At 40.7% G+C, this 14,801-nt stretch carries 10 protein-coding genes, 2 tRNA genes, 3 pseudogenes and 1 riboswitch; of the genes and pseudogenes, 3 read left to right on the top strand and 12 right to left on the bottom strand.

Features of this window, described 5'->3' with window-relative positions; all coding sequences use genetic code 11:
* Positions 1 to 160: 160 nt before the first annotated feature.
* Positions 161 to 268: pseudogene (locus LD028_RS08415) on the bottom strand (zinc ribbon domain-containing protein); the annotation flags it as partial.
* Between the two features lie 71 nt (positions 269 to 339).
* Positions 340 to 963, bottom strand: coding sequence for a hypothetical protein (locus LD028_RS08410; RefSeq protein WP_237811555.1), 624 nt, complete (start codon positions 961 to 963; stop codon positions 340 to 342).
* A gap of 152 nt (positions 964 to 1,115) precedes the next feature.
* Here LD028_RS08410 and LD028_RS08405 point away from each other — a divergent pair.
* Positions 1,116 to 2,352 (top strand): annotated as a pseudogene (locus tag LD028_RS08405) (IS6 family transposase).
* A gap of 677 nt (positions 2,353 to 3,029) precedes the next feature.
* On the opposite strand, the gene LD028_RS08400 reads toward LD028_RS08405, so the two are convergent.
* On the bottom strand, positions 3,030 to 4,964 hold the full coding sequence (locus tag LD028_RS08400; protein ID WP_237811554.1) for an ABC transporter ATP-binding protein/permease: 1,935 nt from the start codon (positions 4,962 to 4,964) through the stop codon (positions 3,030 to 3,032).
* A 240-nt stretch (positions 4,965 to 5,204) separates the two neighbouring features.
* Positions 5,205 to 5,394, top strand: a riboswitch (cobalamin riboswitch).
* Positions 5,395 to 5,541: 147 nt separating this feature from the next.
* On the opposite strand from LD028_RS08400, the pseudogene LD028_RS08390 reads away from it, so the two are divergent.
* Together LD028_RS08390 and LD028_RS08385 are read left to right on the top strand one after the other, a co-directional pair.
* Positions 5,542 to 6,048 (top strand): annotated as a pseudogene (locus LD028_RS08390) (5-methyltetrahydropteroyltriglutamate--homocysteine S-methyltransferase); the annotation flags it as partial.
* Complete coding sequence (locus LD028_RS08385; RefSeq protein WP_009362626.1) at positions 6,039 to 6,488, top strand: acyl-CoA thioesterase; 450 nt, start codon at positions 6,039 to 6,041, stop codon at positions 6,486 to 6,488. The pseudogene LD028_RS08390 and the gene LD028_RS08385, both read left to right, overlap by 10 nt.
* 71 nt (positions 6,489 to 6,559) lie before the next feature.
* Here LD028_RS08385 and glmS read toward each other — a convergent pair whose 3' ends face one another.
* From glmS to LD028_RS08340, 9 genes are all read right to left on the bottom strand, one after another.
* Positions 6,560 to 8,362, bottom strand: a complete 1,803-nt coding sequence (glmS, locus tag LD028_RS08380; RefSeq protein ID WP_237811553.1) for a glutamine--fructose-6-phosphate transaminase (isomerizing) — start codon at positions 8,360 to 8,362, stop codon at positions 6,560 to 6,562.
* Between the two features lie 388 nt (positions 8,363 to 8,750).
* On the bottom strand, positions 8,751 to 10,097 hold the full coding sequence (gene glmM, locus LD028_RS08375) for a phosphoglucosamine mutase (protein WP_237811552.1): 1,347 nt from the start codon (positions 10,095 to 10,097) through the stop codon (positions 8,751 to 8,753).
* Positions 10,098 to 10,116: 19 nt separating this feature from the next.
* Positions 10,117 to 11,349, bottom strand: a complete 1,233-nt coding sequence (locus LD028_RS08370; protein ID WP_237811551.1) for a CdaR family protein — start codon at positions 11,347 to 11,349, stop codon at positions 10,117 to 10,119.
* Positions 11,342 to 12,163 (bottom strand): diadenylate cyclase CdaA, encoded by an 822-nt coding sequence (gene cdaA, locus LD028_RS08365; RefSeq protein WP_077429739.1) that lies wholly within the window; start codon positions 12,161 to 12,163, stop codon positions 11,342 to 11,344. Before cdaA ends, LD028_RS08370 begins: the two co-directional genes overlap by 8 nt.
* Positions 12,164 to 12,226: 63 nt before the next feature.
* Complete coding sequence (locus LD028_RS08360) at positions 12,227 to 12,841, bottom strand: anti-sigma factor family protein (protein ID WP_237811550.1); 615 nt, start codon at positions 12,839 to 12,841, stop codon at positions 12,227 to 12,229.
* A gap of 17 nt (positions 12,842 to 12,858) precedes the next feature.
* Positions 12,859 to 13,422, bottom strand: coding sequence for an RNA polymerase sigma factor SigW (gene sigW / locus LD028_RS08355; protein WP_004888718.1), 564 nt, complete (start codon positions 13,420 to 13,422; stop codon positions 12,859 to 12,861).
* Between the two features lie 122 nt (positions 13,423 to 13,544).
* Positions 13,545 to 14,441, bottom strand: coding sequence for an arginase (rocF, locus tag LD028_RS08350; protein ID WP_237810767.1), 897 nt, complete (start codon positions 14,439 to 14,441; stop codon positions 13,545 to 13,547).
* Between the two features lie 135 nt (positions 14,442 to 14,576).
* Positions 14,577 to 14,649, bottom strand: a tRNA-Ala gene (locus tag LD028_RS08345).
* A 1-nt stretch (position 14,650) separates the two neighbouring features.
* A tRNA-Gly gene (locus LD028_RS08340) sits at positions 14,651 to 14,725 on the bottom strand.
* Positions 14,726 to 14,801 lie beyond the last annotated feature (76 nt).

The following is a 14,801-nucleotide window of genomic DNA, read 5'->3' as shown; positions in this document are numbered from 1 at the left end:
ACCCCTCATCATTGATAGATTTACTGTACATTTCTCTATTCGTTGTGTCTATAATCTAGACTAACATCACATCGCTCCCAATTTCGTAAAAAGCTACTCTCATTTTCTCGGCGCTCCGAAGGCTTCACTTCCCCACTAACGTATGAGTACATGTGTCACTTTACTTGGCATAGTTTTTCAAGTTGATGCTCGCGTTGAGATCGCGATCGACTTCTACCTCACACACTTCACAGTGATACGTCCGTTCCGACAAAGAAAGGTGGTCTTTTTGTTTTCAGGATAGACAGGGAAAGCAAAAACTATTCAGCTTACTTGATTTATGTAGCTGAATAGTCACCATTACTTTTTACTATTTTTAACAAATGTAAATATACCATACAACATCAAAAAACCTATTATCATAAAAACGAATTGCATTACTGAATAATCTCGCTGTTGAGCATAAGAATTAAATTTCTTCATTCTCTCATTTATCTGCTTATTAATTTCTTCTTGGCTTGGCGGTTCTTCAAAATCTTTTCTTATGGTTTCTATCGCCCTATTAATATAAGACTGAATCTCATCCTCCGATGGCTTCTCTGTACTAACATCTGCAAAAATAGGTGCCCTTTTTCCTAATATCGTGTCATTTATATAAATATCGTAGTAAAGACTTTGATCGTTCTCTACGAAGTCTCTTAACTTTTTGTTACTTACATCTATATTCTCGTCTAAATATATTGTCTTTACAAAATGAGGATCAATAATCGGCTCTTTCTCTTTTTGTTGTTGAATTTGAACATAATATACTTTTAGTGATTTACTTGTCTCTTCAATTTTGTAATTTAATAAAATGTGACGAACAATCCAATTTTCTTCGTCATTAGCAAGGGCAACTTTGGGAATTAAATTTATTGTTATTATTGGGATGAGTATAGTTAATAAAAAGATAAATCGAATTTCTTTAATACGAATCCCCTCCAAACTACTTCGATATTGTCAAAAGTTTTAAAGGCATACCCTAAGTTTTTATTGATTTTCTGCAGTTCGCGACAAAAAAAGCTTGCCACCCCTACTGTTTTTGGTACGATTGAGGTAACCCCACACCCAACTACCTAAACAAAGGAGTGACAAGCTTGTTACCTCAATTATTAATCAAAATGCTCCAAATAATCAAGATCCAATATCAAATCATTATTTACTAGGTGTACTTTTTGGAAAGTCCCTCACAGACTGGGATGACGAAGAGCCTGTGAATCCATCGTATCAGAAACTAAAAGTCGATGAACTGCCTGTCATCGAAACGCTTCCGCGTTTGGATTATCGTCAACTTCTGGTCGAATACGAACAACAACACGGGAAACCATTGAAACCGATTAAAAGGCACGCAAACACAAAAACCACGGTTCCAGATACATTGACGTGTCCACAATGCCAAGCTCCTTCTGCGTACGTGTACGCCAACAACGGAGGCAAAGGTCAGTATCAATGCAAAGTATGTCATTGCCGTTTCAACCATCGCAGCCGTTTTGCCAAAGAAGTGATTTTTCGGTGCCCACATTGTTTAAAGGCACTCGAGAAAATCAAAGAGCGCAACGATTATTACATCCATAAATGCAAAAATGATGATTGTTCGTTTTACCAAGCAAACTTGCGGCGGATGACACCTCAAGAAAAAGAACAGTTTCAACACGCACCATATGCCTTTAAAGTTCGCTATCTTTATCGCGAGTTTCTCTTCGATTTCAAGCCGTTGGCGCCGTCGTCGCCGATCAAGACCAAAGTGGATGTATCTCGTCTTTCGGTGTCCTCTCACACGCTCGGGCTGATCTTGACGTATCACGTCAACTATGGACTCTCTGCGCGGAAAACAGCGAGTATCATGAAAGATGTCCATGGGTTGTCAATTTCTCACCAAACGGTCATCAACTATGCCAATAGTGTTGCGCTGATCGTCCAACCTTTTGTCGATCGTTTTCCGTATGAGTTATCTGGATCCTTCTGCGGCGACGAGACGTATATTCGCGTCAAAGGGCACTGGCATTACTTGTTCTTTATGTTTGATACCGTGAAAAAGATCGTGCTGTCTTATCGGGTCTCCCCCAATCGGGATACATTCTCTGCCATCCGTGCGATCAATGACGTCCTCAAAAAGCTGCCGTCGATTCCTGAAGATTTGGTGCAGAAGAAGGCTCCGTTTCCTTTGTCACGCTCTTTGTGGCGTATTTTAACTTCTTACGCCCACATAGTGCCCTAGAAAAACGAGTACCTGTCGTCATCCCAGCGTTGGAGAGCCTCCCACACATGCCTGCGCGCTGGGCGAAGTTGATCGCCATGGCGCAAGAGATGTTGGCACAACAAGCAGCGTCCTAAGGACAGATTCGGCGAAGCGAACCCTTGACCATCCGAATCTCGCCAAAGGTAAAATCAGGATAGGGCAAGGGCTGCTTTCCTATGCCCTTTTTCTCTCCCTTGCCCTTACTGACCGTTTCTCTCCTTTGGCGAGTGTTGGTCAAGGGCGAATCCGATTCCACCATCGCCCTTGAATACCTTAAAAAAGAATTCAAAAAGGTCTTTTCATAGATTTTTTGACACTACCTTTCGTTCTATTTTGTTTTTTAAATGTTCCTTTGAACCCATTATATCACCCTTAACTAAAGATACCTCTGATTTTTCGACAAACCCTAGTTCCCAAACATGTACTTGCACCCTCCAAGTATAAAAAACGTCAAATAGCCCCCTCCTTTTTAACTAGGTGGGAGAATTTGACTCCTTACATTTGAACCGTATGTCTTGCAACCTCCTTACATCACATCGGATGTGCTGCGTAAACCAAAGGTTAAGGGGTGTATACGGATTACAATTGTTTACTCTCTCTACGTCCCTTTATCAAACCAATAAAATTAGTGATTACAAGAAAAATAGAGATTGCCCACGCAGTATTGCTAATCGTCTCTCCAGAAATCAATTTATAAAAAACAAAGGAAATGACCGATAAAATAAACGCGATATTCATCCATTTCATCATTTTCACGCTCCATATCCTATTCTCACTCATATCGCAATGCTTCCACAGCAGGTTGCTTCGCAGCTTTATTTGCAGGGACAAAAGAAGCCAAAATACCTAACAGTCCACTAAAAATAATAAGAAGTACAGCTTGAACAAAACTAAACTGAAAAATGTCCAAATTACTCTTTTTCATTAACGTTGTGATCGTGTAATTTGCAACTTTCCCCACAGCAATAGATCCTAAAACCCCAAAAGCTCCCCCAATAATACCGATCAACATGCCTTCTGTGACAAATATGCGGCGAATATCTGAACGAAATGCACCGAGTGCTTTTAAAATCCCAATCTCTCGAGTTCGTTCTAAAACGCTCACGTATAAGACAATGCCAATCATAATGGATGAAACAATAAGCGATATGCCAGACAACATTCCCAATGCAACACTTGCTAAGGAAACATATTCATTAATTTCATTTTGACTTTCTTCATCCGTCTGTACTTTATACCCCATCTGCTTAATTTTACTTTTTAAATGGTCTATATCATTGATAGATGATGGGATAATAGTGAAGGATAGAGCACCTGTACTATTGCCTATCGATTCTTTCATAATCTTCTGTGACAATCCATAAGAAATTCCTACCGTATCGAGCAAAGGGATAGAATTATTCTTTACCACCCCTACTACCGTCGCACGAACGTTAACCGTCGGATAAATTTCTTTTAAAGACATTAACTGTACAACAAGCGAGACATTTTTTCCAACGGCCTCTGTAGAATCTTTAAACAGTTTTTTGGCTATGCGCTCAGGTAGCACAATTTCATCTCTTTGATCGTCTGGAAACTTTCCTTTTACGATATATTTTTTACCATATATGATCTCAGCATATTTTTTAGGAGCCAAACTCTCAGCTGACGAAGTGGATTTATCTCCTTCTTTCGTTTTAATGCTTATTTGGAATGGGTTGTACGGATATATATCCTTTACTCCTTTGATTTCCCTCAACCGAACGATGTCTTTCTCATTTAAAAGCGCAAACTGTTCATTTGCTACACTTAAAGACGATTTTGCTGTAGCTTCATCTATCGAACTAGATAACTTATCTTTAACTCCGTTTCCTAAAGCCATAATGATAGATAATCCAAAAATGCCAATCGATGCGCCTATAGCAGTTAAAATATTTCTCCATTTTTTATTTTTTATATTTCTAAACGATAGTTTTAAAGTTGTAAGTAAATCTAGTTTTTTTCCCTTACTTGCTACACTATCCTCATACACATCTTCAATTTTTTCCGTATCCAAAGCGTGCTCATCTTCAATGATTTCACCATCCCTCATTCTTATAACCCTATCTGCATATGAAGTTAACTCTTGAGAATGTGTTACAACTAACACGATTTTCCCTTGTTGTGAAATCTTCTTTAGTATTTCCATAATATGTACTGAGTTTTCTGAGTCTAACGCTCCTGTTGGTTCGTCTGCCAATATAATGTCCGGATCATTTGCTAACGCTCTCGCTATGGCTACACGCTGCTTCTGTCCCCCACTCAACTGATTAGGCAAATAATCTAATTTATCGCCTAATCCGACCATATTTAGAAGCTCTATTGCTCTTTCTTTTCTTTCTTCTTTAGATTTTCCTAATAAAATCATGCTCATTTCCACATTTTCTAGAGCGCTTAGATGAGGAATAAGGTTAAAGCTTTGAAACACAAACCCAATCTTTTCTCGTCGTAAGCACGCCCATCGCTTTTCATTGAATTCCCGAACATTGATCGAGTGAAAAATGTATTCCCCATCATCTGCATAGTCTAACCCACCAATAATATTCAATAAAGTAGATTTTCCACACCCCGATTCCCCTAATAAAAAAATCAACTGCCCTTTTTGAAGGTGTAAGGAAACTCCTTTCAATACTTCAATGTTTTCTCTGTTTAATTTGTAGCATTTTTTTATATTCCGAATAGTGATCAATTATTTCCATTCCCTTCAATTCAAAGATTTCCGTTTGAACAACTTATAGTAGTATCGATACCATGTAAAACTATAACAAAAAAATCAACACTTTTTAATATAAATTTACCAATAAAATATGAATATTAACTCAAAATGAAAATATACCCATTTATCATTCTGTCATGCCCCTCACACGAAAAAAACATTTCGGTTGAAAAAAACAAAAAGTTCGTTTATTCTGAATCTTATACAATAACATAATAAGTTCACGCAACAGGTGGTTCACACATGCTGTGAATCTTAAAAGGGAAGTTTGGTGAAAATCCAACACGGTCGCGCCACTGTGATGCAGAGCTGTTTATCACAATCCACTGTTTCATTTGAAATGGGAAGGAGATAAACAGCGATGAAGCTAAGTCAGGAGACCTGCCTGTTGTATGCACTTACGACCTACGCGTCATAGGGAGGAGTGAGGACATATGATCTTGAGGCACTTCATGTATCTCAATACAAGCTAGCTATGCCCTCCTTCTGTTTGGAAGAGGGTTTTTTTTCTTGATTGGGATATAAATAACTGGAGGTGCTTAACTTGTTCATTCGTAGTTCAAATGTAGGATATCCGCGCATTGGTGAAAAAAGAGAATGGAAAAAAGCATTAGAATCTTTTTGGAATGGGCAAATAAACAAAGAGCAATTCGCAAAAACAGAGAAAACGCAAATTCATACACATATGTGCTATTCACAGTTTGAACATATGATGCATATCATTGATGAGCTTGATGCGGATGTCATTTCCATTGAATCGTCACGAAGCCACGGTGAACTTGTTTCATCATTTGAAACATATGAGTACCAAAAGGAAATTGGCTTAGGGGTGTATGACATTCATAGTCCGCGCATTCCGACAAAAGAAGAAATAAGTGAGCAAATCGAACGGGCACTTCGGGTTCTTCGTCCAGAACAATTTTGGGTCAATCCCGATTGTGGATTAAAAACGCGAAAAGAAAAAGAAGCAATTGCCGCACTCAAAGTGATGGTGGAAGCCGCACACGAATACCGGGAGCGACTTTTGGCTTACGGAGGGATGAAGTCATGGAAGTGAGCGTCGAGCAGTCGAAAACGATTCAAACACGGCTCGTATTACCTTCTGATACGAACCATCTCGGCACGATTTTTGGTGGTACCGTTTTAGCTTATATTGATGAAATTGCGGCAATATCCGCCATGCGCCATGCACGAAAAGCCGTCGTCACCGTTTCGATCGACAAAGTTGACTTTATTTCTTCTGCGAAAGTAGGCGATATTTTAAAGCTTGAAGCATTCGTCTACTCGACCGGACGCACATCCATGAAAGTATTCGTCAAAGTCGAAACAGAAGATTTATTTACAGGAGAACATCACTTAACAACCACATGCTTTTTAACAATGGTCGCCATCGATCAAAACAAAAAACCGACGCCTGTTCCAAAAGTCATCATTCGTGAACAGGAGGAACAAATCGTACAACTGTATCAGCAAAACAAACGAAACAACAAGGCATAAATATTTACACGAAAAAACACACGTCCGATTACATACATCGTGACGTGTGTTTTTATCATTTCTTCTAATTTTTACTCCACCGTTACCGACTTCGCCAAGTTGCGTGGTTTGTCGACATCGCAGCCGCGGTGTAATGCCGCATAGTAAGCAATCAATTGCAATGGCACGACAGACGCAAGCGGTGTGAGCATCGGATGAACGGCTGGAATGACGAAACGGTCGTCCTCCATGTCTAATCCTTTCATTGAGATAATGCACGGATTAGCGCCGCGAGCGACCACTTCTTTGACGTTTCCGCGAATGCTTAAGTTCACATGTTCTTGTGTCGCTAGGGCAATGACTGGTGTGCCATTTTCAATTAAAGCGATCGTACCGTGCTTCAATTCTCCACCTGCAAAGCCTTCTGCTTGAATGTAAGAAATTTCTTTTAGCTTTAATGCCCCTTCTAATACGACATAATAGTCAACCGCGCGACCGATAAAGAAGCAGTTGCGTGTTGTCGCTAAATATTCGCGTGCAATTTGTTCCATTTCATGTTTTGCGTCGCAAAGTGTCTCCATCGCATTGGCGACAATGCCGAGTTCTTTTGTGACGTCAACATCTAGCGCGATGCCTTTTGCTTTCGCAGCGACCGCCGCTAACATCGCAAGCACCGCAATTTGTGCTGTATATGCTTTCGTTGATGCAACAGCGATTTCCGGTCCAGCATGAAGAAGAAGCGTATAATCTGCTTCACGCGATAATGTTGAACCCGGTACGTTCGTAATCGTTAACGATTTATGGCCAAGCTCTTTCGTGCGTACAAGCACCGCACGGCTGTCCGCTGTTTCTCCGCTTTGTGAAATGAAAATAAATAACGGTTTTTCTGATAAAAGCGGCATGTTGTACGAAAATTCGCTTGCGATATGCACTTCGACAGGGATTTTCGCCCAGTTTTCAATCAATTGTTTGCCGACTAAACCAGCATGATAGCTCGTGCCGCATGCGACAATATATAAACGATCGGCTTCATTCACTGCTTGCACGATATCTTCATCAATCGCTAACTCGCCTTGTTCATTGCGATATTTTTCAATTAAACGACGAATGACAAGCGGTTGTTCGTCAATTTCTTTTAACATGTAGTAAGAATACGTTCCTTTTTCAATGTCGCTTGCATCTAATTCCGCTACATACGGTGCACGCTCTACGACTTCACCATTTAACTTTTTAATTGTCACATGTTCTTTTGTGACAATGACGATTTCTTTATCCATTAACTCAACATATCGATTTGTCACTTGTAACATCGCTAATGCATCGCTTGCGACGACATTAAATCCTTCACCTAATCCAGCTAAAAGCGGGCTTTTGTTTTTCGCTGCATAAATGACACCATCGTTTTCGGCATCAATTAACGCGATCGCATACGAACCTTTTAATAACGAAAGCGTCTTACGAAACGCTTCTTCTACCGATAATCCGTCGTTTACGAACGTTTCAATTAGCTGCACAATGACTTCTGTATCTGTATCGCTTGTAAAGGATACGTGTGCTAAATAATCGCGTTTTAACAATTCATAGTTTTCAATTACCCCATTGTGCACAAGCGTAAAACGGCCTGATGTGCTCTGATGTGGATGGGCGTTAACACGGTTCGGTACGCCATGTGTTGCCCAACGTGTATGGCCAATGCCAAGCGGCGCATCGACATCTTCTGCGACAATCGCACGCAAGTCAGCAATGCGTCCCTTTTCTTTAAACACATGAACACCTTTTTCGTTTAATAACGCAATCCCTGCCGAGTCATAGCCACGGTATTCTAATTTTTCTAATCCGTACAATAAAATTTCTTTTGCTGGTTGTTCACCAATATAACCAACGATTCCGCACATAATAAATCCTCCCTAATAATAGGGGCAAGAAGGGGCTCTTGCCCCTTAAAATATTTGTTTGCGATGAACGTTCTTTCCTTTGTGCAAAGAGTCGCCTCTTTGTTTTAAGAAAGAACTTGCGGCTGTCATCGCATCAGCCGGGAGGCATCCGCCGAACACTCGATAAACCTCCTCCTCGTCAACTAAGCTTTTTTCCCGTCCAAAGCTTAGTCCAGGCGCTTTTGTGAAACTTTTTTTCCGCTATCCTCCTTTCATGTAAGATGTCAAACAACAATAGTTTACAACAACAAAGAGGCAAACGTCAATGTGTATCGCTCACCCCTGTATAAACAAAATATGCATAAATGGAATAAACTGTTCCATTTATGCATATCGTTTACTGAAATCATTATTGTACGCCAAAGCGCTCACGAACAATCGATGCGATTCGCTCGACATATTGATCGCAAAGTTCATTTGTTGGCGCCTCTGCCATCACACGAACGAGCGGCTCCGTACCAGACGGACGAACGAGAATGCGGCCGTTTCCAGCCATCTCTTCTTCCACTTCGCGAATGACACGTTGCACTTCTTCGTTTGCGATTGCTTCCTGTTTATCTGTTACTTTTACATTCACTAATTTTTGTGGATATTTTTTCATTTCCCCAGCTAGCTCAGAAAGCGGCTTTTTCGTTACTTTCATAATGTTAACAAGCTGTAGCGCTGTCAGTAGCCCGTCGCCTGTCGTATTGTAATCGAGGAAAATAATATGCCCCGATTGTTCTCCACCTAGATTGTAGCCGTTTTTTTTCATTTCTTCGACGACGTAACGGTCGCCAACAGCTGTTTGTACGCTTTTGATTCCTTGTGCTTCAAGCGCTTTATAAAAACCGAGGTTGCTCATGACGGTTGAGACGACCGTTTGATGTTTCAAACGCCCTTGTTCATGTAAATATTTTGCGCAAATGTACATAATTTGGTCACCGTCAACAATCTCACCGTTTTCATCCACAGCAATTAATCGGTCACCATCGCCATCAAACGCTAATCCTACATCTGCTCCTTTTTCTTTCACAAACGCAGCCAACGCCTCTGGATGCGTCGAACCGACACCGTCGTTAATGTTTAATCCGTTCGGTGATGCACCCATCGTCGATACATCGGCATCTAAATCAGCAAATAAATGTGTCGCTAATGCCGATGTCGCCCCATGTGCACAATCAAGCGCGACATGAATGCCTGAAAAATCTTCATCTACCGTTTGTTTTAAATATTGTAAATATTTTTGTCCACCTTCAAAATAGTCGTTTACTTGCCCTAAATATTTGCCGATTGGACGTGGCAACGTATCTTCTTCACTATCAAGAAGTGCTTCAATTTCTAACTCTTGTTCATCAGAAAGCTTAAACCCATCTGGACCGAAAAACTTAATGCCGTTATCTTGAACGGGGTTATGGGAAGCAGAGATCATAACTCCTGCTTGTGCCCCTAGCGCCTTTGTTAAGTAGGCTACACCCGGCGTCGAAATAACACCAAGGCGCATCACTTCTGCTCCGATGGAGAGCAATCCAGCAACAAGCGCTCCTTCGAGCATATGACCAGAAATGCGTGTATCGCGTCCGATTAATACTTTCGGACGTTCTTTATCTTTCGTTAATACATACCCACCAAAACGACCAATTTTAAAAGCTAATTCTGGCGTTAATTCGCTATTGGCAATCCCTCGAACACCGTCTGTTCCGAAATACTTACCCATGCTATCGCTCCTTCTATTATTACTCGTTTCTTGTAATGCGAATCGTTGCTTCTTTTTTCGGTAGTCTCCATCGAACGTTTTGAGGACCATTGACTTCAATTGGTACGTCATGTTCTCCAATACCTAATTCACTAACGTTTAAGTATACCTCAATATCTTTCAACTGAATAGCATCCAATACACTTTGGGCCCCTAAAGCCGTTAGTGTAACATTTCGATCAGCAGGATCGATAAATTCTGCCTTGTACGCATCGTTTAGTCCGATGATTTCAATTGGAACTTGATCAAATGTTCTTTCTTTTTCTTGTTCAATTTCAATTAAAATTGTTACTTTCGCCGGATCTACCATTTTAGCTCCTTTTGGAACAGGCACATCAACTTGTAAAGTGGTATCGCTTGTAATATCGCTTAAGTCGACTTCAATACCACTAATAAACTCGATCTCATCGATCTTTGCTTTTTGTCCAAAAATCGTTACTTCACTCGGAATTACTTCCATTTTGACAATGCTTAATCCTTCGCGTAACGTTCCTTTTCGTTCAATTTTTAAAGGAACGGTTTTACTTGGACTTTTTATTGGCACGGTAATGTCGACAATGGATGGTTCCACATCGAGCGGTAACACATTTCCTTCTTTATCATATACCGTCACTTTCGACTCCCGCTCAATTGTTTCTTCAACTCCTTTTAAGTCTACACGTGCCTTTACTAATGCCACTTTATCAATTAATGTTTTTGCTCCGGTCACTTTCACAACATTTGGCTTCACAATTGGCTGTTCTGGTGAATAACCATCTGCAATTTGTGATTTATTAATAAAGTCAACTTCTACAGGAAAGTCTTTTGACACTCGTTCATCAATCGTTACAGTAATTGTCGCTGGATCAATAGTGACACGCAACTTTTCCGAAATATTTCGGTATTTCAAAGGAACAGTATGTTTGCCAATTGACAACTTAGATAAATCGACATACACTTCAAAATCTCGCTGCAGCTTCGTTGGCGTAACAATGCTTTTTGGCCCCTCAAGCATGACATTCACAGATTGGGGGATCCCTGAAACAACAAGGTTTTCTTGATCGTAATACGCGACGACTGGAACGTCCGTCACCGTTTCAATATCCGATTGACCAACCGTATTGCGTGACGTACTATTCGATTGTGTTTCAATATTGACTGAAACGTAAATCATAAGCGCTAACAACAAAGAAAAAATACGTATAAACCATGGGCTATTCATCCATTTATCCACTTTTTTTCGCCCTCCACTGCCAACGAGATGAGGAAGTTGTCTTCGGTTGGATGAGCTCTTTCGTCAGCAATTCTCTCAATACATCTAACTTTAAGTCACGGTAAAGCTCCCCATTTTTCGTAACAGAAATTGCTCCAGTTTCTTCGGATACAACAACGGTAATGCTGTCGGTCACTTCACTAATACCTAATGCCGCGCGATGTCGCGTGCCAAGCTCTTTAGAAATAAACGGGCTTTCAGACAGCGGCAAATAACAAGATGCCGCAGCGATTTGATTTCTTTGAACAATAACAGCTCCATCGTGAAGTGGCGTATTTGGAATAAAAATGTTAATGAGCAATTCTGATGAAACGTGTGCGTGTAATGGGATGCCGGTTTCAATGTAATCGCCCATTCCTGTTTCTCGTTCAATAGAAATTAACGCCCCGATTCGTCGTTTTGCCATATACTCTGTCGCTTTCACAATCGCTTCAATGATGTGCGTTTGCTCTTCCTCTTCAGGCGTCGTGCTCCGAGAAAACAGTTTTCCCCTCCCTAGCTGTTCAAGTGCTCGACGTAACTCAGGCTGGAAAATAATGATGATAGCTAAAAAACCCCATGTAATCGCCTGATCCATCAACCATTGCAACGTGCTTAATCCGATGAAGCTACTTACAATGCGAACAAGGATAATGACAATGATCCCTTTCAATAGTTGCACCGCTTTCGTGCCACGCACAACCATAATGAGTTTGTAAATCACAAACCAAACGACAAGAATGTCTACAAACTTAATGAGGTAATTCACAAATGTTGGGAGCTCTCCAAATGGCATTTTTACACTTCCTTCACTCATTCTAATTGCTCTCACATGTAAAAAAGCCATCAATATGGATGGCTATTTCGTTAATGTTTTGGCGATATTGTAACCGACTCTTTTTACATTATACCAAATCCAATCAAATACTTCATTAACTTCTTCAATTTGTCCGGTTACTTCACCAGCAGAAGCTAAATATTTATGACCGTTAATAACAGTAACGTTGCCACGCACTTCTCCTTCAATTTGAATATCACCATTTCGGACAACAATATCACCTTCCACGACTTTTCCTTTCGGCACAATGACAGTATGATTTTGAACAATTAAATGTTCTTGCTTAGAAAACGAAAATTCATTGTCCTCTTGCCAAACGGCCCACAAGCCACTTGTGCTTAATAGGAGAAATAGTGATGCAGCCGTTAAAAACGGATGATGAGTAAACCACCGTTTCCAACGTACACGTCGTTTTTCACGAGGTAAGTTGTACATCACTTTTTTGATAAAATCGTCTGAAGGGGTGAAGTGGGAAACATTTTCGACAAACGCCACTGTTTTTTCCAATGCATAAAAATGCTCGCGACATGCTTCACATTGCTGAATATGGTTGCGCAATTGTTGTTCTTCTTCTTTTGGAATATCTCCGTCCAAGTAGTCATGCATCCATTGAACAATTTGTTTAGAGCATGGCATCTGTCTCACTCCTTTTATCATAAATGACCTAAATGTTTACGCAATGCTTCACGACCACGATGAATGCGCGTCTTTACTGTGCCAATCGGCAAGTTTAAAATGTCACTAATTTCTTGTAACGATAGCTCGTCAATATATTTTAAAACGATGACTGTGCGATATTTTTCGGGCAATTTTAAAATCGCTTCTTGAACCATTTTCTGTAACTCTAAGCTTTCTAATGCATCTTCCGGAGAAGTTCCCTTATCTGCAAGCTGAGAGTACATCGTTAGCCCATCTGTTCCTGACACTTCCGCATCTAAATAAACATCAGGCTTTTTTTTACGCATGCGATCGATCGATAAATTCGTTGCAATGCGATACAACCAAGAAGAAAATTTCATAGTTGGATCGTACGTATGGATGTTGACATACGCCCGAATAAAAGCTTCTTGTGCCGCATCCTCCGCCTCATGACGATTTCCTAACATGCGATAGCATAGTTGATAAATTTTATCTTTGTACATTTCAACAATATCAGCAAAAGCACTTTGATCTCCTTTTTTAACTGCTTTAATGCGTTGCCTAATAAACATGTCCATGTAATATTTACCTCCACATGGGGGCTACTATTTTATACGAATAACATAAAGCAAAGTTCCACAAATCGCAACGAATATGTTCATATTTTAAAAAAAATGAAGAGGTGGCATCATGCCACCCCTCATACAAGCTTCTCACCGAACAGCGATCCCATTAAAGCGACAGCAGTTGCAGCTGTTTTATTGCGCTCATCTAAAATCGGATTCACTTCAACAAATTCAGCTGAAGTGACGATTTGCGCTTCAGCTAACATTTCCATCGCTAAATGACTTTCACGGTAAGAGAGCCCACCGATCACCGGCGTTCCAACTCCAGGTGCATCATGTGGGTCAAGCCCATCTAAGTCAAGAGACAAATGTACACCGTCTGTTCGTTCTTTTAAATACGCAATCGTCTCTTCCATTACTTTTGTCATACCGAGACGATCAACCTCATGCATTGTATATATTTTGATTCCTTTTTCTTTAATTAATTGTTTTTCGCCTTCATCAAGTGCACGAGCACCGATGATCACAATATTTTCTGGTTTCACTTTTGGACTATATCCACCAATCATCGTTAAAGCTGGATGACCAAGTCCTAAACTTGCAGCAAGCGACATACCGTGAATATTTCCCGAGGGAGACGTTTCTTCCGTGTTTAAATCTCCATGTGCATCGTACCAAATGACGCCTAAATTTTTATAATGTCTAGCCACTCCTGCAAGTGTCCCAATCGCAATGCTGTGATCCCCACCAAGCACTAGTGGGAAACGACCTTTGGCTACAACTTCATCCACCGTAGCGGCTAGTTTTTCATTCGCTTCAGCAACCGCTTTCAAGTTTCGTAATTTTGGATTTGTCACACCTTGAACGCGCTCAGCGCGACCAATTTGAATATCTCCTAAATCCTCAATATCATGATTTAAGTTTTCTAAACGCTCTACTACGCCAGCGTAGCGAATGGCACTTGGCCCCATATCGACACCACGACGTGTTTGTCCTAAGTCCATTGGCACTCCAATAATCGAAATGTTCATCTCGATCTCCTCCCCTTGTTGTATCTGATGTTTATTGTACATGAGGAGAAACAGTTGGCTCAACTCGACAACTTTTTGAATATTTATTCTATAACAAACAGAAAAAAACCTTAGGTAATACCTAAGGTTTTAGTATGGAGCCTATCGGGATCGAACCGATGACCTCCTGCGTGCAAAGCAGGCGCTCTCCCAGCTGAGCTAAGGCCCCATGGAGCGGAAGACGGGACTCGAACCCGCGACCCCCACCTTGGCAAGGTGGTGTTCTACCACTGAACTACTTCCGCAAACAGTGAGCCATGGAGGACTCGAACCTCCGACCCTCTGATTAAAAGTCAGATGCTCTACCTACTGAGCTAATGG

Origin of the sequence: Anoxybacillus sp. LAT27, assembly GCF_022030075.1 — a bacterium.
Classification (GTDB): Bacteria; Bacillota; Bacilli; order Bacillales; family Anoxybacillaceae; genus Anoxybacillus; species Anoxybacillus kestanbolensis.
The sequence above is the reverse complement of the archived record's forward strand: the minus strand, read 5'-3'. Positions and strand labels throughout refer to the sequence as shown.

Bases quoted from the DNA above. Each gene is read 5' to 3' on its own strand.
- LD028_RS08385 (WP_009362626.1), top strand. From the start codon at position 6,039: ATGGAAGTGAGCGTCGAGCAGTCGAAAACGATTCAAACACGGCTCGTA.
- glmS (WP_237811553.1), bottom strand. From the start codon at position 8,362: ATGTGCGGAATCGTTGGTTATATTGGTGAACAACCAGCAAAAGAAATT.
- glmM (WP_237811552.1), bottom strand. From the start codon at position 10,097: ATGGGTAAGTATTTCGGAACAGACGGTGTTCGAGGGATTGCCAATAGC.
- cdaA (WP_077429739.1), bottom strand. From the start codon at position 12,163: ATGCCATTTGGAGAGCTCCCAACATTTGTGAATTACCTCATTAAGTTT.
- LD028_RS08360 (WP_237811550.1), bottom strand. From the start codon at position 12,841: ATGCCATGCTCTAAACAAATTGTTCAATGGATGCATGACTACTTGGAC.
- sigW (WP_004888718.1), bottom strand. From the start codon at position 13,422: ATGGACATGTTTATTAGGCAACGCATTAAAGCAGTTAAAAAAGGAGAT.
- rocF (WP_237810767.1), bottom strand. From the start codon at position 14,441: ATGAACATTTCGATTATTGGAGTGCCAATGGACTTAGGACAAACACGT.